Source organism: Coprococcus sp. AM100_B19A (assembly GCF_027662015.1).
Lineage (GTDB): Bacteria > Bacillota > Clostridia > Lachnospirales > Lachnospiraceae > Allocoprococcus > Allocoprococcus comes.
This window is the reverse complement of sequence record NZ_JAQDKN010000005.1, coordinates 1-22682: the sequence shown is the minus strand read 5'-3', so window position 1 is coordinate 22682 and position 22682 is coordinate 1. Positions and strand designations below refer to the sequence as shown.

At 41.7% G+C, this 22682-nt stretch carries 21 protein-coding genes; 3 read left to right on the top strand and 18 right to left on the bottom strand.

Annotated elements, in window-relative coordinates; translation table 11 throughout:
- Nucleotide 1 precedes the first annotated feature (1 nt).
- The 3 genes from PGQ33_RS06260 to PGQ33_RS06250 form a co-directional block, all read right to left on the bottom strand.
- Nucleotides 2–496 (bottom strand): DUF4358 domain-containing protein, encoded by a 495-nt coding sequence (locus PGQ33_RS06260; protein ID WP_270205471.1) that lies wholly within the window; start codon nt 494–496, stop codon nt 2–4.
- A complete protein-coding gene (locus PGQ33_RS06255; RefSeq protein ID WP_270205470.1) occupies nt 493–1275 on the bottom strand; it encodes a GDSL-type esterase/lipase family protein in 783 nt (260 codons plus the stop codon). The genes PGQ33_RS06260 and PGQ33_RS06255 overlap by 4 nt, the downstream gene beginning before the upstream one ends.
- 100 nt (nt 1276–1375) lie before the next feature.
- Entirely contained in the window at nt 1376–2086 is a 711-nt protein-coding gene (locus PGQ33_RS06250) for a TraX family protein (RefSeq protein ID WP_270203233.1), read from the bottom strand.
- A 104-nt stretch (nt 2087–2190) separates the two neighbouring features.
- Here PGQ33_RS06250 and PGQ33_RS06245 point away from each other — a divergent pair, with 104 nt between their 5' ends.
- The gene (locus tag PGQ33_RS06245; RefSeq protein ID WP_022220846.1) at nt 2191–2685 is read left to right on the top strand and encodes a DUF5721 family protein; all 495 of its coding nucleotides are present in this window, start codon (nt 2191–2193) and stop codon (nt 2683–2685) included.
- Nucleotides 2686–2880: 195 nt separating this feature from the next.
- Here PGQ33_RS06245 and PGQ33_RS06240 read toward each other — a convergent pair whose 3' ends face one another.
- The 15 genes from PGQ33_RS06240 to proC form a co-directional block, all read right to left on the bottom strand.
- Nucleotides 2881–3705 (bottom strand): purine-nucleoside phosphorylase, encoded by an 825-nt coding sequence (locus tag PGQ33_RS06240; RefSeq protein WP_270205469.1) that lies wholly within the window; start codon nt 3703–3705, stop codon nt 2881–2883.
- A 57-nt stretch (nt 3706–3762) separates the two neighbouring features.
- Nucleotides 3763–4734 (bottom strand): adenosine deaminase, encoded by a 972-nt coding sequence (gene add, locus PGQ33_RS06235; protein ID WP_270205468.1) that lies wholly within the window; start codon nt 4732–4734, stop codon nt 3763–3765.
- Between the two features lie 61 nt (nt 4735–4795).
- The gene (locus PGQ33_RS06230; RefSeq protein WP_055249114.1) at nt 4796–5218 is read right to left on the bottom strand and encodes a cytidine deaminase; all 423 of its coding nucleotides are present in this window, start codon (nt 5216–5218) and stop codon (nt 4796–4798) included.
- Nucleotides 5219–5242: 24 nt separating this feature from the next.
- Complete coding sequence (locus PGQ33_RS06225) at nt 5243–6439, bottom strand: phosphopentomutase (protein WP_270205467.1); 1197 nt, start codon at nt 6437–6439, stop codon at nt 5243–5245.
- Nucleotides 6440–7213, bottom strand: a complete 774-nt coding sequence (gene udp / locus PGQ33_RS06220) for a uridine phosphorylase (RefSeq protein WP_270205466.1) — start codon at nt 7211–7213, stop codon at nt 6440–6442.
- Nucleotides 7214–7388: 175 nt separating this feature from the next.
- Nucleotides 7389–9452, bottom strand: coding sequence for a molecular chaperone HtpG (gene htpG / locus PGQ33_RS06215; RefSeq protein ID WP_022220840.1), 2064 nt, complete (start codon nt 9450–9452; stop codon nt 7389–7391).
- 230 nt (nt 9453–9682) lie between these two features.
- Nucleotides 9683–13312: an FtsX-like permease family protein gene (locus tag PGQ33_RS06210; RefSeq protein ID WP_270205465.1), complete on the bottom strand. Its 3630-nt coding sequence runs from the start codon at nt 13310–13312 to the stop codon at nt 9683–9685.
- Between the two features lie 16 nt (nt 13313–13328).
- Entirely contained in the window at nt 13329–14033 is a 705-nt protein-coding gene (locus PGQ33_RS06205) for an ABC transporter ATP-binding protein (RefSeq protein ID WP_022220838.1), read from the bottom strand.
- A gap of 1221 nt (nt 14034–15254) precedes the next feature.
- Entirely contained in the window at nt 15255–15437 is a 183-nt protein-coding gene (locus tag PGQ33_RS06200) for a hypothetical protein (RefSeq protein ID WP_117824734.1), read from the bottom strand.
- Between the two features lie 90 nt (nt 15438–15527).
- Nucleotides 15528–16700, bottom strand: coding sequence for a putative hydroxymethylpyrimidine transporter CytX (cytX, locus tag PGQ33_RS06195; protein ID WP_118219817.1), 1173 nt, complete (start codon nt 16698–16700; stop codon nt 15528–15530).
- 4 nt (nt 16701–16704) lie between these two features.
- Nucleotides 16705–17517 carry a bifunctional hydroxymethylpyrimidine kinase/phosphomethylpyrimidine kinase gene (gene thiD, locus PGQ33_RS06190; RefSeq protein ID WP_022220835.1) on the bottom strand — a complete coding sequence of 271 codons (813 nt, stop codon included), beginning with the start codon at nt 17515–17517 and terminating at the stop codon, nt 16705–16707.
- A gap of 511 nt (nt 17518–18028) precedes the next feature.
- The gene (locus PGQ33_RS06185) at nt 18029–18547 is read right to left on the bottom strand and encodes a peptidylprolyl isomerase (RefSeq protein ID WP_022220834.1); all 519 of its coding nucleotides are present in this window, start codon (nt 18545–18547) and stop codon (nt 18029–18031) included.
- A gap of 154 nt (nt 18548–18701) precedes the next feature.
- Complete coding sequence (locus tag PGQ33_RS06180; RefSeq protein ID WP_270205464.1) at nt 18702–19580, bottom strand: DMT family transporter; 879 nt, start codon at nt 19578–19580, stop codon at nt 18702–18704.
- A gap of 14 nt (nt 19581–19594) precedes the next feature.
- Nucleotides 19595–20185, bottom strand: a complete 591-nt coding sequence (locus PGQ33_RS06175; RefSeq protein WP_022220832.1) for a TetR/AcrR family transcriptional regulator — start codon at nt 20183–20185, stop codon at nt 19595–19597.
- Nucleotides 20186–20341: 156 nt separating this feature from the next.
- The gene (gene proC / locus PGQ33_RS06170) at nt 20342–21136 is read right to left on the bottom strand and encodes a pyrroline-5-carboxylate reductase (protein ID WP_270205463.1); all 795 of its coding nucleotides are present in this window, start codon (nt 21134–21136) and stop codon (nt 20342–20344) included.
- A gap of 300 nt (nt 21137–21436) precedes the next feature.
- Here proC and PGQ33_RS06165 point away from each other — a divergent pair, with 300 nt between their 5' ends.
- Entirely contained in the window at nt 21437–22090 is a 654-nt protein-coding gene (locus PGQ33_RS06165) for a GntR family transcriptional regulator (protein WP_270205462.1), read from the top strand.
- A gap of 36 nt (nt 22091–22126) precedes the next feature.
- Nucleotides 22127–22510 carry a hypothetical protein gene (locus PGQ33_RS06160; RefSeq protein ID WP_270205461.1) on the top strand — a complete coding sequence of 128 codons (384 nt, stop codon included), beginning with the start codon at nt 22127–22129 and terminating at the stop codon, nt 22508–22510.
- Nucleotides 22511–22682: the final 172 nt, after the last annotated feature.

Below are 22682 nucleotides of genomic sequence, written 5' to 3'. Positions count from 1 at the left end.
TCTACTTCAGGCTCTTTGTAAACGCCTTTTCTACAGTTTCAGCTTTTGGTGAAATAACAAAAAGCACGTATGTACCTTTCGTCTTAATGATCGAAGCATCCAGAAGCTTTACCTGCTCGGCCCCATATCCTTCAAAATTATCGAGCTGTGTCTTTTTTCGCTGTTCTGCGGCTTTTTCAACTGCCTCTGCCTCATTCTCGTCCTTTGTTTTCACCAGAAGGAGCTCGTTGACTCCCATTGTTTCATTCGTATAATACAGTGTTATATCTTCATAATCCTTTGGATTGATCCCATAGAATCTCTTGATTTCCTGGGTTCCGGCAAGTGTCATGTTCTTGTCATCTGCCGCATCCACAGCCGCTTTCTGTACATCTGCAAACGGTGTATCGCTGTCTCCCTTAGACTGAAAGATCAGACCGATATAGATAAGCAAAATAATTACCATCCCAGCTCTGATATTACGCAGAACTGTAAATTCCCCTTTTTTCTTTGTCATATTCCGGCCACCTCCGCCATATGTTCTGCCCAGATTGGATAATACTCCGCCTTCATATGCTCGCCATCCTGCTCATAATACTCATCTTTTACGATCTCTGTATTATCGATAAATGTAATTCCTTCTTCATCACACATTGCTTTAAGTGCGGTATTATAATCCGGAATCTTGGCATAAACCGGCTCTTCTTCTTCTTTTTGAGCGGAAACAGGAAGAATACAGTTGATATAGAGCACTGCATCGGGCATCTGCTCACGCACATTTGCAAGTACCGCTTTGTATTTTTCAATAAATGCATCTGTATCTCCATCTGTTCCGGAAATGTCATTCAGTCCAAGTGCCAGAAAGAGGACTTCCGGCTTTAACTCTGCTGCTGTCCTGATCAGATCACCGGTCTGATCAAGGTGCATTCCTTTTTCCGCTGCAACCTTAGAAGTATCAAGCACATCATATACGGTAAAACCGGTTGTGATCGAATCTCCGAGAATCACCGCATGCGCAAATTTTTCGGACAACGGACGGTTCTGCCAGTCCTCTGTCGCCTGTTTTTCTTCTTTCTCAATATTTGAAATTTTGGTCTCCACCTCAGATACATCTGCTTTTTCTAACTTCTTGATTGCTTTTACTCCTGCTGATGTATTCACCTTATCTGTTCCAAGATGCGAAAGACCAATACTTACGATTACCGTCAGTACAACAACCGCTCCTGCAATTTCCATCAGAACTTTTTTTCTTCTTTCTTCTGCCTGATGTTCTTTCTCCATCGTTCTTTTCTTCATGCTATGCATCCTATCTTTTATTAAAATATGAGTTTCATTTTCATTGAATCATGTGATAAATACTCTAACCTATTCATTTTACTTTCTTCTATTATAAAAGTCAAATCTTTAATAATGCCAAAATCACCAAATGTGCAGGGTAAAACACGTAAAAAAAATACTTTTTCACAAGAAAATGTTTCTGTGATTTTTTTCCGTTATAAAATACCAAAACACAGACTCCCGCTGCCAGTACTGCAATCATTGCCCCTGCTCCCGCTGCGATTCCTGCAACTCCCGGAAGTTCTGCTGTCACCGTAATCCCCAGAACAAGTGCTGCAATAAAAAAAGCCTTTTTCCGGCGCTTTGGATCCTCTCCTGCCCGGTAAAACCAAAGCGTATACAATGGAGCCAGAATTGCCCAGTCACAGATACTGCTTACTGCTATAATTCCCAGTACAACCAGACTTTTCTTTCCCGGATCTGATATTTTTTCCTCTGCGATCATCAGACACAGACACAGAAAAAGTGTAAATATCATATTTAAAGTATACCACGGTGCCAGATGATTCCGCGCAAATGCCAGATAATACGGAAGCTGTGAAATGACAGCAAAGATCAACAGTCTTCCGGCATATTTTTTTACTGACCTTGTATAACGGTATCCTTCAACCAGAAACCAGCACATGACCGGTGCTGTAAAATAACCGATATCCTTTAGCGCTTCGCAGGCAAAGGTTCCTGGTTGCAGAAATATATTTGCAACGTGATTGAGCAGCATAGTAAACACTGCAATGTATTTGATCTGATCCCGGTTTAATTCTATTTTCATCTTGTCATCCATCCTTCTTCTTTCCCGTATTGTATCAAATTCTTATACATATCTCAAGATTTATGCTATACTGATACTATTACACTGATGACGGGAGGAAGTCTATGCTTATTTTTTCTCTGGATACAAAAAAATGCATGAACGCACTTTTACTGCATCCTGCATTTGACTCCTTTTTATTTATTGAAGGAGATATCACAACTTTTAATACCTTTCAATTTAACGGACGACTGAAAAAAGATTTCTTCAGTGCTGAAGAAAAAGAAGCTCTGGATGACCGGGAATATGCTCTCTGGAAGGAACTTCGCGAGTTTTGTCTTTCTCTGATCAAAGGAAAGCGTACTCCGCTGGGATTTCATTTTGTTCTTTCTATGTCAGCACCGAATATTGCACGGCTTCTCGAACAGGAACATCTTTCCTTTGCTCCGGCAGATGTGCAGGGACTGTACCTGAATTTTAAATATGACGGGACAAAACTTAGCTGTACGACAGGAACATCTATGAACCTGTTCACGCTAGACAAATCACTGGAGCAGGCATGGGACAAGATGGCGCAGCGGATTTTTGCGAAGTACGAGATTCCGTTTGAGGTTGAGTAAAATTTTGAAAATAGTGATGAGACAAAGAGCATAAAATACTGTATGCAGTATTTTATGCTCTTTGTCTTTCTATCTCGTTGGCAAAATTCTTACACAATGCCTCAACTCGGAATTGCAAGAGGACGGTCGGCGGGTTCCGGAAAATCTGGAACCTTGGACCTGGTTCTGGGTAAATTCAGATATATGTTCCGTTTCTTATACGTGGGTAATGATTGCTGTCAGTAATTCCTGGAATTGCTCAGCCACCCGGTCGGCGGTTTGTTGAACTTCCTGGTGGTTCAGATGTTGTGATGTCATGCCGGAGGCGAGGTTGGTGATACAGGAGATGCCGCAGACTTCGATTCCCATGTGGCGGGCAGCGATCGTCTCGCAGGCGGTGCTCATGCCTACGGCATCAGCCCCACAGGTGCGGTACATACGGATTTCTGCCGGAGTTTCATAAGATGGACCGGTAAGCTGAAGGTATACACCTTCTTTCAGAGGAATGCCGAGTTTTTGGGCTTCTTTCTTTATGATCTGCTGCATCCGTTCACTATAGGCTTCACTCATATCCGGAAAACGGGTTCCAAGTTCTTCAACATTGGCACCGATCAGTGGATTAGGGATTCCACTCATAATCTGGTCTGTGATGAGCATGAGATCGCCCGGATGGAATCCGGTATTGATTCCGCCTGATGCATTGGTAAGAATCAGCTTCTTTGCGCCTAACATTCCCATCAGCCGCACCGGAAGCACCACATCTGTTACCGGATACCCTTCATAATAATGCACACGTCCCTGCATGATCACAACCGGAACTTCTTTTACATAACCAAATACAAATTGTCCTTTATGTCCCACAACTGTCGACACCGGAAAACCTTCAATTTCTGTGTATGGAATGATCTGTTCTATCTTGATTTTTGATGCGTATTCGCCAAGACCGGAGCCCAGAATCACTGCCACTTCCGGTTTAAAATTCGTTTTTTGGAGAATGCTTTTCCGGCATATTTCCAGCTTTTCATAAATTTCATTGCTCATACAGAATTCCTCTTTTCTCTTATTCTTCAGAGTCAATCCTCTCTGTTTGTAGTTTCTTTATTTCAGCATTTTGCAAATTTTATCTTTTATAGAATCATCGGCAAATGCAGTATCAATTGCATTTTTCATCATCTGAAGGATTTCTTCGTCCCGGATTCTATAATTTTTTTGAATAAATTCCAGTTCTTTTGTAAGACTGGTGTTACTTACCGTTCGGTTATCTGTGTTGACCGATACTTTTAACCCTGCATCCAGAAATTCCCGCATCGGATATTCCGCCATGCAGTTTACAGATTTGGTCTGTAAATTGCTGATCGGACACATCTCGATACCAATATCTGCTTTTTTTGCCATTTTCCGGATCTCCTGGTTGCCACGCATCGCGATCCCATGCCCGATCCTTCCAGCTCCCACGTTTATCGAATCTATGACATTCTGTGGATTTCCACATTCTCCGGCATGGAGTGTAAATGGCATTCCCATCTTCTTTGTCTCTGTAAAAATATCCATAAATTCAGACATCGGATACAATGCTTCTGCTCCTGCAAGATCTGCTGCACAAACTCCGGATCCCAGATATTCTCTTGCCGTCTTGATCATCCGCATATTATCCTCAGTGCTGTGATGTCGCATTGCACAGATGATCACACCATACTCGATTCCAAAATCTTTTTTCCCCCGCTCCATTCCGCTGATCACTGCTTCGATCACCTTCCGGCTGTCCATCTTTTTTGTCTCTGACAGAAGCGGAGCAAAACGGATCTCCGCATAACAGACATTTTCTTCGTTCATCTGGGAGAGCAGATCATACGCAGCTCCGGAAAGTCCCTCTTCATCCATAATACATCTGCCGGGAAGGTCAAATTTTTCCAGATATTCATTCAGACTTGTACAGTTTTCTGAAACACTGAGTTCTTCAGGTCTTACAGTTCTTCCAAGCCTTTTTTCAATAAATGATCTGCTAAGAGAACCGTCCAGATGACAGTGAAGCTCAATCTTTGGTAATTCTTTCAAGGTTTCCTGTGTCATTTTTCATTCCTTCTCTTTTTCCTTTTCTTCAAAAATCTTCTTTTGGAGTCTGAGTCCTTTCTCATTCTGTAAGATTAGATGGTCCGAAACCTTTTGGCAACATTTCTTTCAAGGTATAGATATCATAATGCTTTGCATCTACTGCAAGAATGATCTGAAATGTCTCCGGATCGCAGAATTCCATCATGACCTGCCTGCATACTCCGCACGGCGGTGCATACTCTGTCACAACACCGCCCTTTCCTCCTACAATACAGATTGCATCAAATTCTTTTACTCCTTCGCTGACTGCCTTGAAAAACGCGGTACGCTCCGCACAGTTTGTCGGTGTATAAGCCGCATTTTCAATATTGCATCCCGTATATATCCGTCCATTCTTTCCAAGCAGCGCAGCTCCCACTTTAAAGTCAGAATAAGGGGTATAAGAATATGCAAGCTGAGAAAGCGCGATTTCTATCATTTTTTTAATTTGTTCTTTTTTCATTCTCTTTTTTCCTGCTTTTTCTTGCTAAATAAGTTCATTCAGAATCGAATGCCCGATCGTTCCTTCCGGCATTTTTACACCAAAATTATCTGTGACCGTTGCCCCGATCACTGCAAAGGTATTTTCCTCCATAATCACGCCACCCTCATCCATCTTTTTGGAATACGCCAAAAACGGTACATATTCCCGTGTATGATCGGTTCCTGTGTAGGTCGGATCGTTTCCATGATCGGCGGTAATAATAAGAAGATCATCCTCCCGCAGATCATCCAGCAAAATTCCAAGATTTTTATCAAATCTCTCAATCTCATGTCCGTAGCCAACCGGATCGCGCCGGTGTCCCCACTGTGCATCAAAATCAACCAGATTTACAAAGCACAGTCCGTCAAAATCTTTTTTGCAAATCTCAATGGTCTGCTCCATTCCATGCACGGAGCTGTTGGAATGATACGATTCTGTGATTCCTTCCCCGCAAAAGATATCATGGATCTTTCCGACTGCGATCACATCCTTTCCCGCATCTTTCAGTGCGTCAAGTGCAGTCTTTCCGGTCGGCTCAAGTGCATAATCCCTGCGGTTGCTGGTTCTTTTAAATTCACCTTTTTTCTTTCCTACATACGGTCTTGCAATGACTCGTCCCACGCGCCATTCATCCTTCATCGTGATCTCTCTTGCGATCTCACAACACCGGTACAGATTTGCCAGATCAAATGTCTCTTCATTTCCACAAATCTGCAATACAGAATCCGCAGAGGTATAGACAATCATTGCACCTGTTTCAATTTCTTCTTCCCCAAGTTCTTCAATGATCTTTGTTCCGCTCTCACTACGGTTTCCAATCACTTTTTTCCCGCAACGTTTTTCCAGTTCTGCGATCAGTTCCGGTGGAAATCCATGTTCGGTAAAGGTTTTAAATGGTTTTTTTGTATAAATTCCCATCATTTCCCAGTGTCCGGTCATCGTATCTTTTCCGTTACTCGCCTCTTTCAGTCTGGTAATTTTTCCAACCGGATTCTCGATTCCATACATCTTTCCCCCGGTATGCAGATTCAGCATACCAAGCTTCTGAAGATTTGGAATCTCCAGTGTTCCCATTCTGTCTAAAATATGACCAAATGTATCTACATCCCTGTCACCGAATTTCTCAGAATCAGGCATTGCACCAATTCCGAGCGAATCCAGAACGATCACAAAGATTCGTTTATATATTGTTTCTTTCATTTACCGATCCTCTTTGATCAACTTTCTGATGGCTTCCACTGCCACCTGTACTGCCATATCTGTATCATGTACTACCGGATTTTCAAGTCCCAGTTTTTCTCTTTCCTGATTTGCCATTACAAGGAAACACGCACCCACGCGTACATGAAGCTTTGCTGCCACAATGTAAAGTGCTGCCGTCTCCATCTCTGATGCCAGACATCCCAGTTTCTTCCAGGCTTCCCATTTATTGATCAGTTCATAACCTGCCGGCATCTTCTCCGGCTCATGCTGTCCGTAAAATGCATCTTTTGACTGTACCACTCCGGTATAAAATTCACATTCCTTTTCCTTCGCAGCACTGACCAGTGCGTTCACCACCATAAGGTCTGCCACTGCCGGATATTCGATCGGCGCATATTCTTTGCTAGTCCCTTCCATTCTGACGGCACCCGTAGCAACTACTATATCCCCACTTTTTACTTCCGGCTGTATCCCACCGCAGGTTCCAATCCGTACAAACGTATCAGCTCCACATCTGGCTAATTCTTCCATCGCAATTGCTGCTGATGGTCCCCCAATTCCGGTAGATGTGACACTTACCTTTACGCCATCTAAAGTTCCTGTATAAGTGATAAATTCCCGGTTATCCGCAATCATCACAGGATCTTCAAAATACTGTGCTATTTTTTTGCAGCGCTTTGGATCTCCCGGGAGAATGACATAACGGCCGATTTCCCCGTTGGCCACCTGAATATGATATTGTCTGCTTATATCCTTTGAATAATTCTTCATCGTATCCACCGCCTCTCTTTTGTTATATTATACTATAAAAGGCCGGGAAGTTCATCAACACTTTGTGGAAAGTGTTTCCAAATACAGCAAAAAAAGCCTGACCATTCAGACCTTTTCGCATAAGCGAAAATGGGAATCTGAATGGTTCAGACTTTTCCGGGTATCTACAACAAGATTATTTTGCCAATTTCATCATAATTTCATTACTGCGTTTCACAAATTCTGTCATCTCTTCCGGGCTGAGTGGCTTGTGTGCCAGCATTGCCAGGTCATATAACTGATGGCAGAACATTTCTGTATTTTCGCCATCTTTATGTGCTACAACATATTCTACCAGCGGATGATTTGCATTCAGGATCAGGGTTGCATTTGTTCCGAACATAGACGGATCCATGCCTGACATTCCATACATCTTCATCATTTCCTGCATACGGCGTGATTCTTCGGAAAGTGTAATCATAGATGCCACATTTTCATCTTTCATCTTTTCCACTTTTACTTCCAGTTTGTCATTGCCAAGTGCTTTGCGGAAGATTTCGACCAGACTGTCAGTTTTTTCTTTGAATGCTTCTTTTTCTTCTTCAGATACATCTTCTTTGAAGTGATCAGTCAGATCTGCATCGATTCTCTGGAACTTGATATGTTCGTTCTTCTGCTCCATCTGAGTAATAAATGGAGAATCAATATTATGTGACAAGATCACTGCGTCCAGTCCCTCTTTTTTGAACATATTGATATACTGGCTCTGCTGCTGTTCATCTGTTACATAGTAAATTGTTGTCTTCTCTGTTTCTTTCTTTTCTGCTGACTGCTCTGCATTTTCACCCTCGGTCTTTTCCTCCGGTTCTGCTTTTCCGCCATTTTTTTCGATGCATTCTTTGAGTGTCATATACTTGTGATCCAGGTTCTTGAACAGAACATAATCGCTCATCTTCTCGCAGAATTTTTCATCTTTCAGGCAGCCGAATTTGATAAATGGGCTGATGTCATCCCAGTATTTCTCATAGTTTTCTTTATCTGTCTTGCACATTCCTGAAAGCTTGTCGGCAACTTTCTTGGAAATGTATTCGGAGATCTTCTGTACGAATCCATCATTCTGCAGTGCGCTTCGTGATACGTTAAGCGGCAGATCCGGACAATCAATGACTCCTTTTAATACCATCAGGAATTCCGGAATAACTTCTTTGATATTGTCTGCGATAAATACCTGATTGTTGTACAATTTGATGGTTCCTTCAATGGAATCGTATTCGGTATTGATCTTAGGGAAGTACAGGATACCCTTTAAGTTGAATGGATAATCCATGTTCAGATGAATCCAGAACAGAGGTTCTTTGTAATCCATAAATACTTTCCGGTAGAAATCAATATAATCTTCTTTGCTGCATTCGTTTGGATGCTTTGTCCACAGCGGTGCCGGATCACTGATCGATACCGGGCGTTTCACGATCTTTGCTTTGTCGGATGCCGGTGAAACTTCAACCATTTCTTTTTCACCGTTCTCATTTTCTTTTTCTTCCATCTTGGCGTCTTCATGGATATGTTCAACAACCGTATCGGTATCCAGGACTTCATCCTCCGGGATCGTCTCATATTCCGGTTCTGCATTTGCTTTGGATACAAAAATCTCTACCGGCATGAATGAACAGTATTTCTCAAGGACTTCGCGGATTCTGTATTCATTTGAAAATTCTACACAATCTTCGTTCAGGAATAAGGTGATTTCAGAACCAACTTCCTCTTTATCCCCTTCTTCCATCTCATACTCTGTACCGCCTTCACTTACCCAGTGTACCGGTTTTGCACCTTCTTTATAAGAAAGGGTATCAATATGAACTTCATCAGCTACCATGAAGGCAGAGTAGAATCCAAGACCAAAGTGTCCAATCATATCGTCCTCTGTTGTCTTATCTTTGTATTTGTTCAGGAATTCGGTTGCTCCTGAAAATGCGATCTGTGTGATATATTCTTCTACTTCATCAGCAGTCATACCAAGACCATTATCGATGAATTTCAAAGTCTTCTCTTCCGGGTTTACAATAACCTGGATCTTTCCTTTATAATCATCCGGAAGTGTATATTCTCCCATCATGTCCAGCTTCTTTAATTTTGTGATCGCGTCGCATCCATTGGAAACAAGCTCTCTTGCGAAAATATCATGATCAGAATATACCCATTTCTTGATAATCGGGAAAATATTTTCGCTGCTGATTGAAAGACTACCTTTTTTTGCTGCCATTTTTATCACTCCTAAATTTCATATTCTATCTTTTTACGGTTTCAAATACCGTATTTTTCTGTCTATGAAATATCTTAATACCCTGATTTCTAAATGTCAATAGAAAATTAGCACTCTTTTGACAAGAGTGCTAATAATTCTGTGAAGAATATAAACTTTCTGTGAAATATATTTTCCGATTCTTTGTGTACCGTCTATAAGAAATCTTTGACATACACTTGCAAAAGCTTTTACTCCACGCTCTTCAAAGATTCCACCATATCGATCTTCTTCAGCTTGTAGAACATTACCCAATTTACAAATAAAGAAAATGCTACAGTAAACAAGAAACTGTACAGATAACTCTGCCAGTGTATCTGACGTCCGAACATCGCTTCTTCCACCTCAACCGTCAGGATGATATACCGGTGAAGCAGATTACCAAGCACCATACCCACAACCGATCCAATGATCGTCAGCAGGATATTCTCTCTGTATACATAAGAGGCAACCTCTCCGTCGTAGAATCCCAGAACCTTCAAGGTTGCAAGCTCTCTCTGACGCTCGGTGATGTTGATATTGTTCAGATTGTACAGTACCACAAATGCCAGCATTCCGGCAGATACGATCAGTACCACGATGACCAGATTCAGGCTTCGCAGCATGTCATCCAGCCTTCCTTCAATACTGCTGGTATAACTTACATTCAGTACTCCATCCATCGACAGAAGCTTTGTTCCGATCTTCTCGATCTGATCATCCTTTCCGTCCTTTACACTGTAGATGATCGTGTTATATTCTGCCGGTACACCATATAATTCCTCGTATTTTTCCGGTGACAGATACAGGTAATGGCTCATATAGTTCTCGCAGATGGCGCCAACCGTCACCGTCTGGTCTCCCCTGTCCTCGTCCTCGATCGTAAGCTCATCTCCCACCTTTACATTCAGAAGGGATGCCATTTTCTCAGTCAGAATCACTTCGTCTTTTTTCAGTGAATAAACCTCGTCCTTATTGGTCCTGCTGTGGAAGCTTAAAAAGTTCTCAATCTTTTCATTATCCGATGGCACCATCAGATAAAGTGTCTTTTTACCGGATGCAGATTTTACATCGGTCTTCTGCATCCGCGCTTCGATCGTCTCTTTTATATCTGCATTCTGATCCAGATAATCATGGAGCTGTTGTCTGTTCTCTTCGGATATGTCGTCACTCATGTAGGTTGCCGCATCATAGAACTGCACCTTCTCATACTGCAGGCTGACGATCTCATAGATACAGTCCTTCATTCCGAATCCGACTACCATCAGTGCCATACAGCCGCCGATTCCGAAAATGGTCATAAAGAATCGCTTCTTATACCGGATCAGATTCCGCACGGTCGATTTCCATGTAAAATTCAGATGCTTCCAGATAATTCCGATCCGCTCCAGAAGAATCCGCTTCCCCTGCTTCGGTGCTGCCGGACGCATCAGCTCTGCCGGTTCTGCTGCCAGCTCTTTGTAGCAGGATGCGATCGTAGCGATCAGTGTGCAGGCAACTGCGATTCCCGAAGCCTGGAGTGCATAGATCATATGGTACGGTACCAGGATCGCCGGCAGATGCTTATACAAGATCATATAAGCATAAATAATGATAAACGGCAGGATCTTTTCCCCGACCAGTACTCCGAAAATACTTCCGCCAAGCGTTGCAATCAGAGCATAACCAATGTATTTCCCTGCAATTGCAGCTTTTCCGTAACCGAGTGCCTTCATCGTTCCGATCTGGACTCTCTGCTCCTCTACCATTCGTGTCATCGTCGTCAGACTGATCAGTGCTGCCACCAGGAAGAAGAGTACCGGAAATACTTTTCCAATGGAACGCATCCGGTCTGCATTATCCCCATAGCCCTGATATTCTGTCAGCGCATCCTCTCTCGTCTGCACGTACCATTTCGGATTCTCAATCTTTTTGATCTCAGCCTTTGCGTCTGCGATCTTCTGCTTTGCATCCACAAGCTGCTTTTCTCCGTCTGTGATCTTCACCTGCCCGTCCGTGATCCGGTCTTCAGCTTCTTTTGCTGCCTGCTCATATTCACTCCGACCATCCGCAAGCTCCTGTTCACCGGATGCAAGTTGTGCTTTACTTGCATTTAAAGTGCCCTCTTTTTCATTCAGAAGTGCCCATGCAGACTGAATCTGTGCTTTTCCGTCCGTGATCTGTGATTTTGTACTGTCAAGCTGGGATCTGGCTGCTGCAATCTGACTCTTGCCGTCTGTAATCTGTCTGCCTGCACTTAACAGCTCTTCTTCCTGTGCGGCAAGTGTCTGCTCCTGCTGAAGAAGTGCCGTCTCTTTTGCATCCAGATCTTCTTTTTGCTTAGTCAGGCTAGTAATCTGTGCCTCCAGGTCTGCTTCTGTGGCAAAACCTGCCTTGTTCAGTTTCTCCTGCTTTGTATTTTCAAGCTGTGTCTTCCGTTCCTGCATACCGGCAAGCTTTGTATTTAAATTCTCCCATTTTTCTACATAAGCTTGTTCTTCTTCATTTCTATTCTCTTTAGGAATATTTACATATTTCCGATATACCTCGCTGTCCATTCCGTCCAGCTGCGTCTTCAATCCTGCAATTTTTGAATCACACTGACTGATTTCATCTTCAATCCCAGCCAGTTCGTCTTTCAGCTGATTAAGCGGTGCAAGTCCCTCGTCCAACCGTTTCTTCCCATCCGCGATCTGTGACTTTCCTGCTGGAATCTGTTCCTTCCCCGCCGTAATGATCGGCATATATTTCGAGTAATTGCTCAGATAAACCTGTTCCGCATCTGCAAGCTCCTGTTCTTTCTGATCCAACTGTGCTTTTCCGGATTCATACTGTGCCTCCGCTGAATCAAGCTGTGCCTGCTTATCATTCAGCTGCGCTTTTGCATCGGCAAGCTGTGTCTCGCCGTCTGCGATCTGCTGCTTTGCATCCGCAAGCTCCGCTTCTCCATCCGTAATCTGTTGCTTTGCTTTTTCCAGTTCTTCGGCTGCCTTGCTTTTCCCACTCTCCAGCTCTTTTTTCGCATCCTCCAGTTCCTGCGATTTTTCATTCACTGTCTTCTCCGAATCAGCAAGCTTTTCATTTGCCTCATCTACGATCTCCTGTTTGCGGGCTGCACAGCGTTCCTCTTCGATTGCACTCACGGCTTCCTTTGCTGCATCCGACAGATTATTGTATTCATCCGTAAATGCAGTTTTCTCTTCTGCACCGCTCACTTTCACATAAGCTTCCGTATAAACATCCATGTCAAAAGAAGCTTTATCCACTACAACAAATCCACTGATCTCTCCGGTTCCGATCGTACTGCTTCCTCTTCCAAATGAAATATACAGCGGACTGTTCCCGATCCCGACAATCTTGTATGTATCTGTAACCAGCGAATCCGTCAATGCCTCTCCATCGCCGGAATGGAAAGTTACCGTGTCGCCAACCTTCAGGTCTGTATAGCTCAGAAAATCTTCATCCACCAGACATTCTCCGGCTTTTTCCGGCAGCCTGCCTTCCACAACCGAAACCTGATCAAAATTCTTCTGCATACTCAGCATATGGACAACCTTTTCATTGTCTCCAACCGGGCAAAGCACGTCTTTGCTGTATCCGCCTTCTACAGCTTCAATTCCTGATACCTTTCCAATTGCTTTGATATCCGCTTTGGTAAGTCCCATGGTTCCCATTACCTTCAGATCCATCAGCTCTGAATCATCGAAATACTGATCTGCAGTGATCCGCATACTTGGCTCTGATGCACGGATTCCCGAATAAAATGCGACACCCAATGCTACGATAAAAAAGATTGATACAAACCGTCCCATCGTCTTTTTTATTTCTATTATAAAATCTTTGCGTAAAATATTTTTCTTCATCGGTCTTTACGTCCACCTACCATTCAATCGTCTCTACCGGAACCGGTCTTTCATTCAGCTTCATGCTTCCGACTTTTCCATTCTTCATCTTAATTACACGATCTGCCATCGGCGTGATCGCTGAGTTGTGTGTGATCAGGATCACTGTCATCCCTCGTTCACGGCACATATCCTGTAAAAGCTTTAATATTGCCTTACCGGTATTGTAATCCAGCGCCCCTGTCGGCTCATCACACAAAAGAAGCTTCGGGTTCTTTGCCAGTGCACGTGCAATCGATACCCTCTGCTGCTCCCCACCGGAAAGCTGTGCCGGGAAATTCTTCATACGATCTGCCAGTCCCACTTCCCTAAGAACCATCTCCGCATCCAACGGATCCTTACAGATCTGCAGTGCCAACTCTACATTTTCAAGCGCCGTCAGGTTCGGAATCAAGTTGTAAAACTGGAATACAAATCCAATATCATCCCTTCTATAGGAAGTAAGCTGCCTCGGCGAATACTTTACAATATTCTTTCCATCGATCCAGACCTCTCCACTTGTTGCCGTATCCATTCCCCCCAGAATGTTAAGCACTGTCGTTTTTCCCGCACCACTTGGGCCTACCACAACTGCAAATTCACCTTTTTTTATCTGAAAATCAATTCCATCTGCTGCGGCAATCTCAACTTCACCCATACGGTAAATCTTACGGACATCCCGCATTTCAACAAATTCTTTCATCATCTTTCCCCTTATCTATAAAATTTTCTGCTTTTTTTAATTTTAACATATTGAAAAAGCAAATCAAATATGAAGTCGTAAGATTATAAAACTTTCACATTTTCCATTTTTTGCACCGTTTTTGGCTATATTGCACAATTTTACAGTATCATTTTTGTAACATTTGTCTTTTCTGCGAATTTACAGAAGAGCATACACATGGTATTATAATATCAAGTTAAGGATAGCACTTAACGAAACTAAATAAGACGTTTTCAGTATTTTGATACTTTTTATTTTCATTTCTCCTTTAATGAAATTACAGAAAAAGAGCTTACGACATTTCCCCCGATCATATGTCGCAAGCTCTTTTTCCATTATCTGAATCTTTCCGGCATTCACAAACAGTATCCTCCTCTGTTTTTCCCACCCTGCTTCCGGAATATACTTTCAAAAATTACAGTTTTCCTTGTAACTTTCTGTAACTTCTTGTTAATTATTAGACATTATATATTTTTACCGTTAAAATTTCCTTTTTTTACATTCTTTTGTCAATCTTGTTTTGCACTTCGTTATTTTGCACAATTTTATTTTAACTTTGCAGTTCTTTTAGTTTTTTTTGCGAATATACAAAACTCCCTGCAAATGCTATTATAAAAACAAGTTAAGGATAACACTTAACCGAACAAAATAAGACGTTTTCAGTATTTTGATACTTTTTATTTTCATTTCTCCTTTAATGAAATTATTGGAAAAAGAGTTTACGACATTTCCCCCGATCATATGTCGTAAGCTCTTTTTCTATTTCAGGATTTTCATATCGGTCTCCTCATGTTCGAAAAATTTTTTATATTGACATTTATAATAAGCATTCATAATTCCTTCTTGAAAACACATTTGTTCTTAGAAAAAAAATCATTTGCACTCATTTTTTTTGCATTTATGCAAATTTTATTATCAATTTCCAAATTCCAAATAACCTTTTGTATAAATTGATTTTACCCCTGTTATTTTGCACAATTTTATTTTTCAAAGCATTTTTCTTTTGTTTTTTTTGCGAATATACAAATTCCAAGCCTCTTGGTATTATAATATCAGCTTGAAGATAACAACTAGATAAGAATTCCTCGGTGGGGCGGCATCTTAGTCAGTCACAATTGCCCCACTTGATTAGGAATCAAAACCAAATAAGACGTTTTCAGTATTTTGATACTTTTTATTTTCATTTCTCCTTTAATGAAATTACAGAAAAAAGAGTTTACGACATTTCCCCCGATCATATGTCGTAAGCTCTTTTTTCATTCTACCCAACTCTTTTTCCATATATATTTTGCAGGATAAAAATCCCACTTTATTCCATCCGCTAACTAAATTATCCAAAACTTCTTTCTTATAAACTTTTACCACGTTTCCAGGCATCAGCATTCATTTTTCCGCCTCTCTTCTGTAGATCGCTACATGTTCTGTCAAAAGAAAATGGAAATGTCAACACGGCATTTCCATTTTCTTTCAAAGCTATTTTTCTGTCTTTATACATTTTCTTGCAAGAATACAGATCACGATGGTAATGACCATATCCGGGAGTGTATTTCCAAGCGGAATATCCACATTCATCAGAATACGGTAAAGTATAAAACCGATCACCCAGATCACACCATTCATGACATCCAGAGATACTTCCAGGCTGTCCTTTCTCTTCAGAATGAAGAAATCCGCAATCTGGATTGCGATCATCGGCGCGAATACAGAACCGATCAGGTACAGGAAATCGGTAATATTGTCCATCGGATAAATGATTGCTCCGATCATTCCGATCACAGTTACAACAATTGCTGCATATTTCCCATTGATTTTTGAAAATACTGACTCTGACGAAATTCCTGCTGAGTAAGCATCCAGAAAGGTTGTCGTAACGGTAGAAAATACAATGATCAGAAGTCCTGCTATTCCAAGTCCAGCTTTTACCATGATACTTGCAATATCAGACTCTCCTGTGTAAATTGCAGCGTTCATACCGATCACGTACATCCAACAACTGACAACTCCATAAACAACGGTGCTGACTGCGGTTGCTTTTACCGGTTCTTTTGCTTCTCTTGTATAGTCACTGATCAGTGGCAACCAGGAAAGTGGCATGGCAACAGAAAGCTCTACTGCTGCACCAAACGTCATGGCATCCCCACCTGCGCCTGCTACCGATCCGTCACCAAAGATCACTCCGCTGAGTACCAGTGTCAGGATAAATAAAGCAGCCATTGCAACCGTATTGATCTTGCCAAGATTTGTGATTCCGATCACAATCCATAAGATGATCAGTACACCGATCACCAGACACCATACCCATCTGCCGGTATGAAGAACACCATTTGCTGCAAGTGCTCCATCATAAATCATAATCGCTGTCCAGCCAACCAGCTGCAGCACATTCAGGAAGGAGAAGAAGATTCCTCCCTTCTCGCCAAAACTCATTTTTACTGTTTCCATTGCACTTCGTCTGGTCTTTCCACCAATTACTCCGGCAAGGAAAAGCATCATGCATCCTATGATATGACCAATAATAATCGCCAGAACTCCTTTTCCGAATCCAAGCGGCGCAAAGTAAGTACCGGTCAGGATCTCTGCAAGGGACACGCCTGCCCCAAACCAGATCAGTCCATTTTCAAAGATAGAGGTTCTCTTTTCATTCATACTTCTATTCCTCCACTTTGCTTTCTGTATATTCATTTTTAATTGCAAATCCGTGATTCATCGGACCACTGCCCTTACCGAGATCCAGCATTGCTGCAAGTGCTCCGGAAATATATTTCTTCGCACGTTCTACTGACTCATCCAAATCATATTCTTTTGCAAGATTTGATGCGATCGCACTGGATAAAGTACATCCTGTTCCGTGCGTGTTCGGATTGTCGATTCGCTCTCCGTAGAACCACTTATATCCACCATCTCTCCACAGCAGATCATTGGCATCGTTCAGTTGATGCCCGCCCTTACAAAGAACTGCACAGTGATATTTGGTGCCGATCTCTTCTGCTGCTCTTATCATATCCGCCTGCGACTGGATTTTCATACCTGCAAGCACTTCTGCTTCCGGGATATTCGGAGTCAGAACGGTTGCCATCGGAAGCAGGCAGCTCTTCAGCGCATCAATCGCTTCCTCGCTGATCAGTCTTGCTCCACTTGTTGCTACCATAACCGGATCAACTACAATATTTTTCGCATCATATTCTTTTAATTTGTCTGCGATCTTTGTGATCAGACCACTTGAAGATACCATTCCAATCTTCACTGCATCCGGGTAAATATCCGTGAAAATATTATCCAGCTGTTCTCCTAGGAATTCCGGCGTTACCTCCATAATTCCGGTAACTCCGGTTGTATTCTGTGCAGTAAGAGCCGTAATTGCGCTCATAGCATAGACTCCGTTACTGATCATTGTTTTGATATCTGCCTGGATACCTGCTCCTCCGCTTGAATCGCTTCCTGCAATTGTAAGTGCTGTTCTCATTTGACTCTCTTCCTCTCTTTTCATAATTCTAAATATTTTGTAACTATTCAGAGCCAAGCAAAATTTCATAAAACAGGTGTAAAATGCTTGCATTTTTAAGATTGTTTTTGAAATTTTATTTGGCGGATACGCCACACCAACGAAATGCGTAGCATTTTGGAGGTTGACTCTGAACAGTTACACTATTTTATATAAAAAGAATGTGCCTTGGCACATTCTCGCGCCAAACGCAGTCGCTTGCGACATTCTTCATCTTCGTGCGAGTGCGCATCTCCGGCACGTAGCACCTTTTATTTCATAGGAAGTTCCTTCGGAATTTCCTATGAAATAAAAGAAACACCTGTCATGCACAAGTGTCTCTGAAAAAATCAATATGACTTCCTGCAACGGCATGATCCGTATCAGGTAAAAAGGGGCGATGCTCTTTTGCTTCCTCTCAGTCTGCCTTTCACCGGCTCCCCACGTCTTTATTATTCTGTCTCTCCAAGTGTTGTCTGCTTTGTAACTCCTGTTAGACTCTCTCTGGTTCTGGATAAGCCTCTCCAAAAGTTTCAACAGTCACTTTTTTCATCTTCTGTTCTTCCAGCGGTCTGTCACTGTAGTCTGTTGCCGTCTCAGCAATTTTATTTACAACATCCATACCTTCTGTAACTTTACCAAAAGCTGCATATGCGCCGTCAAGATGTGGTGAAGTCTTATGCATGATGAAAAACTGTGATCCTGCCGAATCCGGATGCATTGCACGCGCCATAGAAAGAACGCCCGGTTCATGCTTCAGATCATTTGCAAAACCGTTCTGCTTAAATTCTCCTTTGATACTGTATCCAGGGCCACCCATTCCGGTTCCATCCGGGCATCCACCCTGGATCATGAATCCACTGATGACACGGTGGAAGATCAGTCCATCATAAAATCCCTTATTTACAAGAGATACAAAGTTATTTACTGTATTCGGTGCGATTTCCGGATATAATTCCGCTTTGATCACATCGCCATTTGCCATTTCAAATGTTACTACTGGATTTGCCATTTTATACAATCTCCTTTTCATTGATTTCTCTACCTATTGTAACGGAACTTTTCTCGTCCGTAAATAGTTTTTAGAAAGTCTTTATACATTTTCCAGACGATATCCGATCACCAGAAACCAGTGCCAGATAAAATCCTCAAACTTCTCTTTATTCTCATGCCGGAGCATCAGCTGCTTTCTCCTCCGGCTTCAATGTCGATAAAAACACAGCAGCCAGAATGATAACACCACCAATGCACTCCCTGAAATTTGGAACTTCTTTCAGAAACAGAAATGCGCTTAAAGTTCCATACACCGGTTCCAGTCCGGATAAAATTCCGGCAGTCCTTACTTTCACAGTCCGAAGTCCACTGATAAATAAAGAATGTGCAACTGCTGTAAAAATAATTCCTAGCATCATCAATACGCCTGCATCTGCAAGTGTAATCACAGGCTTCAACACAAACAGCGTCGGAAGCAGCACGATCGTTGCAGTTCCCTGTTCATAAAGCGACACCAGTGTTGCCGGATATCTGCTGGAAAAGCGGCGGTTCATCAGTGACAATATTGCATAGGTAAATGCACTCAGAAGTCCCCACAGAACTCCCTGTGTAATCTGATTATCCATCTGAAATGCGGGTACGATAAAGAATACTCCGACCAGCATCATCAATGTACAAAACACATCCGATTTCTTCAGTTTTTCATGGAACAGATATGGCTCCAGAAAAATAACAAATATCGGAAAAGTGGATACCGTAAGCGTACCAACTGCAACCGTCGAACTCTGGATCGACTGCATATAACTACTCCAGTGTATTGCTAAAACTGCACCTGCTCCGACCATCCACAAATAATCATTTTTCTCCTCCAGGCGAATTTTCTGCTTTTTAAAACGCAGAAAAATCCAGAGGAAAATAGATGAAAAAAATACCCTTCCAAGCACGATGATCACTGCAGGCAGATCTACCAGCTTGGCAAACAGTCCGACAAAACCAAACAATGCCACAGCAACATGTACTGAAATTAAACCTTTTCTCTGACTCTCTTTCATATGAAAACCTTTCTCTATTCAGGCTGATCTACCCGGAAATGTTCCATTAAAATCGGCATATATTCCTTACTGTATTCTCCAAGCGAATAATTTCCCCTGTTCAGACACCAGTCTGATACCAGTGCCCGCTCACAGAGTGAATAATACTTGGTAATCTCCTGGATACTCTTCTCTCTGCTGATCTGATTTCGCACATGTCCCTCTTCTATGATCCTGCTGATCAGCTTGTAATAAGTACGGTTCTGATCCAGAAGATTCCTGTCTCCCTTGGCAATCAATTGTGTTGAATATAAGGATGATAACAATGCTACATCAATCTTCTGCTCCATAAATGAATGCGACCGGTAATTGAGATACATCAGTTTATCAAAACTGTTCATTTCCGGATCCAGTTCATCTTCAAGCTTTGCATAATTCTCATCCAGAATAGTTGACAATGTATCAAGCAGAGAATCTTTGCTGCTGAAATAATAATAGAACGAGCCTTTTGATGTCTCAGAAAGACGGATGATATCATCTACTGTCGTATCATCATATCCTTTTTCATAGAACAATTCCCATGCGGCATCTACAATCCGCCGCTTTACATTCTGTTTTGCTGCCATCTATCTACCTCCTATGGTATCATGTTCCACGCGGAGCGTTTTTTATTATCAGGAAAGACCTTTCTTAACAGATAAAAAAGACCGGCTGCGTCATACGCCCCGGTCCTTTTCAGGTTTACGTGGACATGTTTTTCCCCGTAAACAAGTATATCGTATCTACATTCCTTTTGCAACATCAACACAGGCCTTCATTGCATCAATGATTGCACTTCTGAATCCGTGTTCTTCCAATACACCTACGGCTTCAATCGTTGTTCCTGCCGGTGAACATACCATGTCTTTGAGTTCTCCCGGATGCTTTCCTGTTTCAAGAACCATCTTCGCACTTCCAAGAACTGCCTGTGCTGCAAATTTGTATGCCTGTGCTCTCGGCATTCCCTCTGCAACAGCGGCATCTGCCATTGCTTCGATAAATATAAATACATATGCCGGTGAACTTCCGCTTACTGCAACAACTGCATCCATCATATGCTCTGTCACAATTTCTACCTTACCAAATGCAGAAAGGATCTTGCATGCATAATCAAGTTCTTCTTTTGTTACATGTTCATTCGGTGTGGCAGCTGTCATACCTTCTCCAACCATAGCCGGAGTGTTCGGCATTGTACGAACAATCTTAACATCTTTTCCAAACTGTTCGGCAAGCCATGCAAGTGTCTTTCCTGGTGCGATCGTGATAATAAGCTGTTCCGGTCTTACCAGATCTTTTACTTCCTGAATGACATCTGCATAAAACTGTGGTTTTACAGAAAAAATAACAACTTCTGACTTTTCGATTACTTCTTTATTGCTATCAGTAACATTGATTCCATAAAGTTCTTTTACTTTTTCGCGACCTGGTGCAAAAAGATCTGCTCCGATGATTTCTTCCGGTTTGAATACGTTACTTTTAATAACGCCTCCCATAATTGCTCCTGCCATATTACCTGTTCCGATAAATCCTAATTTCATAGTCTTTCTCCTCCTGATGAACTTAAAACCTTATACATTTTCATTTTCATTTTGTATACAATCATTTAATTTGTATACAAATTTCTTTCTGCATTCAATGTATCACTTCCTCTGTTTAAAGTCAACATTTTCACAATAGAAAATGCCGTTTTTCGTCGAAAATACATGCACCATTGTATACAATCATCAGTCTGTACTCTTATATTAAACGCAACTTTACATATACCTAATTTTATTTTTTACAAACCCCGTTTTAATGTGTTATACTTAATATATTCACCAGACAGAGGGGGATTTCACATGGCTGAAAAAAAGAAATCACTTGCCGATCAAGCTTATGAAATTATCAAAAATAACATTATGAATCTGACTTATTCACCAGGAATGCCTCTTACAGAAGCACTTCTGACAGAAGAGCTCGGTATGAGCCGTAATCCGGTACGCACTGCACTCAAAATGCTGCAGTCTGAAGGTCTGATCGTTACCGATTATTATAAATCCATGACTGTAAAAGAAATCACCGATAAAGATATCAATGAACTTTATCAGCTCCGCGAGCTCTTAGAGGGCAGTGCATTTAAACTGATCTTTGAAGGTGGAAAAGCGGAAGAATATTCTTATCGAATTGAAGAAAAAGTGGTACATATGTGTGCGGTTGCTTCCGATGTTTACAAGTGGGAGCTTGCTGATACACAGATGCATCTGGAAATCGTCAGCATTTTCAATAATGACCGGATCACCAAATTCTATGAATCCAATTTATCAGAGCTGGTAAGAGTGGGTATGTATTCGCTGAAAAACGGCATGCGGATCGTTCCAACGAATGAGAATTTGAAAAAAATGGTTAAATATATGCGTAAAAATGATTATGAGCGGGCTTTTGCAATCCTGAAAAAAGACCATTTTATGCAGGGAAAAGACAGCGCCATGAAAGAAGAACTGAAAAACGAGTAATTTTCATTTATAAGATATTAAAGGAAGTGCTAACACATGATGAAACTAGAAACTCCAATTGGAGAATTTACTACTGACTCTTATAAAATTCCTACGGGAGACACTTTGGCTGTGTCTCCTGCAATCATTTTGTTCTCTTCTGATGATTACAAAATCATCACCATCGATCAATTTATCCAAATTGGTACAGATGTCTATACCCCTCTTTTACATCAAAATTGTATGTCTCCTGATCAAAAAACCATCTACCCACTGACTATCGAACAGCATGATTCAGACCGGATTACTCTTTCTGATCATTATCATTCTATAATTTTAGAGCTCAATAACTTACCGGATCTGCAGGTAAAGCCGTGGTATCCTGTTATTAAAAAAAAGAACTGCATACCATGTACAAATTGTGGAAGATGCAGCTGGTAGTCTGCATCCTTATTAAACAGCATGAATGACTCTTCTGCATTTTTTGCCAGGCTGATCACCTCTGAGCAATAAAAAAACTGCAAACCCTAACGGTCTACAGCTCCCTTACTTTCTTCATGTACCTTCAAAACCACATACAAATTTAAATCTTTACTCCATCCATTTTCTTTAC

What these genes read in the sequence shown, in the direction of transcription:
- PGQ33_RS06260 (WP_270205471.1), bottom strand. Translation starts at nt 496, where the DNA reads ATGACAAAGAAAAAAGGGGAATTTACAGTTCTGCGTAATATCAGAGCT.
- PGQ33_RS06230 (WP_055249114.1), bottom strand. Translation starts at nt 5,218, where the DNA reads ATGAAAAAAGAACAAATTAAAAAAATGATAGAAATCGCGCTTTCTCAG.
- PGQ33_RS06225 (WP_270205467.1), bottom strand. Translation starts at nt 6,439, where the DNA reads ATGAAAGAAACAATATATAAACGAATCTTTGTGATCGTTCTGGATTCG.
- add (WP_270205468.1), bottom strand. Translation starts at nt 4,734, where the DNA reads ATGACACAGGAAACCTTGAAAGAATTACCAAAGATTGAGCTTCACTGT.
- PGQ33_RS06180 (WP_270205464.1), bottom strand. Translation starts at nt 19,580, where the DNA reads ATGAAAGAGAGTCAGAGAAAAGGTTTAATTTCAGTACATGTTGCTGTG.
- PGQ33_RS06185 (WP_022220834.1), bottom strand. Translation starts at nt 18,547, where the DNA reads ATGGCAAATCCAGTAGTAACATTTGAAATGGCAAATGGCGATGTGATC.
- PGQ33_RS06245 (WP_022220846.1), top strand. Translation starts at nt 2,191, where the DNA reads ATGCTTATTTTTTCTCTGGATACAAAAAAATGCATGAACGCACTTTTA.
- proC (WP_270205463.1), bottom strand. Translation starts at nt 21,136, where the DNA reads ATGAAATTAGGATTTATCGGAACAGGTAATATGGCAGGAGCAATTATG.
- PGQ33_RS06165 (WP_270205462.1), top strand. Translation starts at nt 21,437, where the DNA reads ATGGCTGAAAAAAAGAAATCACTTGCCGATCAAGCTTATGAAATTATC.
- PGQ33_RS06250 (WP_270203233.1), bottom strand. Translation starts at nt 2,086, where the DNA reads ATGAAAATAGAATTAAACCGGGATCAGATCAAATACATTGCAGTGTTT.
- PGQ33_RS06210 (WP_270205465.1), bottom strand. Translation starts at nt 13,312, where the DNA reads ATGAAGAAAAATATTTTACGCAAAGATTTTATAATAGAAATAAAAAAG.
- thiD (WP_022220835.1), bottom strand. Translation starts at nt 17,517, where the DNA reads ATGAGAACAGCACTTACAATTGCAGGAAGCGATTCAAGCGGAGGAGCA.
- PGQ33_RS06160 (WP_270205461.1), top strand. Translation starts at nt 22,127, where the DNA reads ATGATGAAACTAGAAACTCCAATTGGAGAATTTACTACTGACTCTTAT.
- udp (WP_270205466.1), bottom strand. Translation starts at nt 7,213, where the DNA reads ATGAAGAATTATTCAAAGGATATAAGCAGACAATATCATATTCAGGTG.
- htpG (WP_022220840.1), bottom strand. Translation starts at nt 9,452, where the DNA reads ATGGCAGCAAAAAAAGGTAGTCTTTCAATCAGCAGCGAAAATATTTTC.
- PGQ33_RS06205 (WP_022220838.1), bottom strand. Translation starts at nt 14,033, where the DNA reads ATGAAAGAATTTGTTGAAATGCGGGATGTCCGTAAGATTTACCGTATG.
- PGQ33_RS06200 (WP_117824734.1), bottom strand. Translation starts at nt 15,437, where the DNA reads ATGCTGATGCCTGGAAACGTGGTAAAAGTTTATAAGAAAGAAGTTTTG.
- cytX (WP_118219817.1), bottom strand. Translation starts at nt 16,700, where the DNA reads ATGAATGAAAAGAGAACCTCTATCTTTGAAAATGGACTGATCTGGTTT.
- PGQ33_RS06240 (WP_270205469.1), bottom strand. Translation starts at nt 3,705, where the DNA reads ATGAGCAATGAAATTTATGAAAAGCTGGAAATATGCCGGAAAAGCATT.
- PGQ33_RS06255 (WP_270205470.1), bottom strand. Translation starts at nt 1,275, where the DNA reads ATGAAGAAAAGAACGATGGAGAAAGAACATCAGGCAGAAGAAAGAAGA.
- PGQ33_RS06175 (WP_022220832.1), bottom strand. Translation starts at nt 20,185, where the DNA reads ATGGCAGCAAAACAGAATGTAAAGCGGCGGATTGTAGATGCCGCATGG.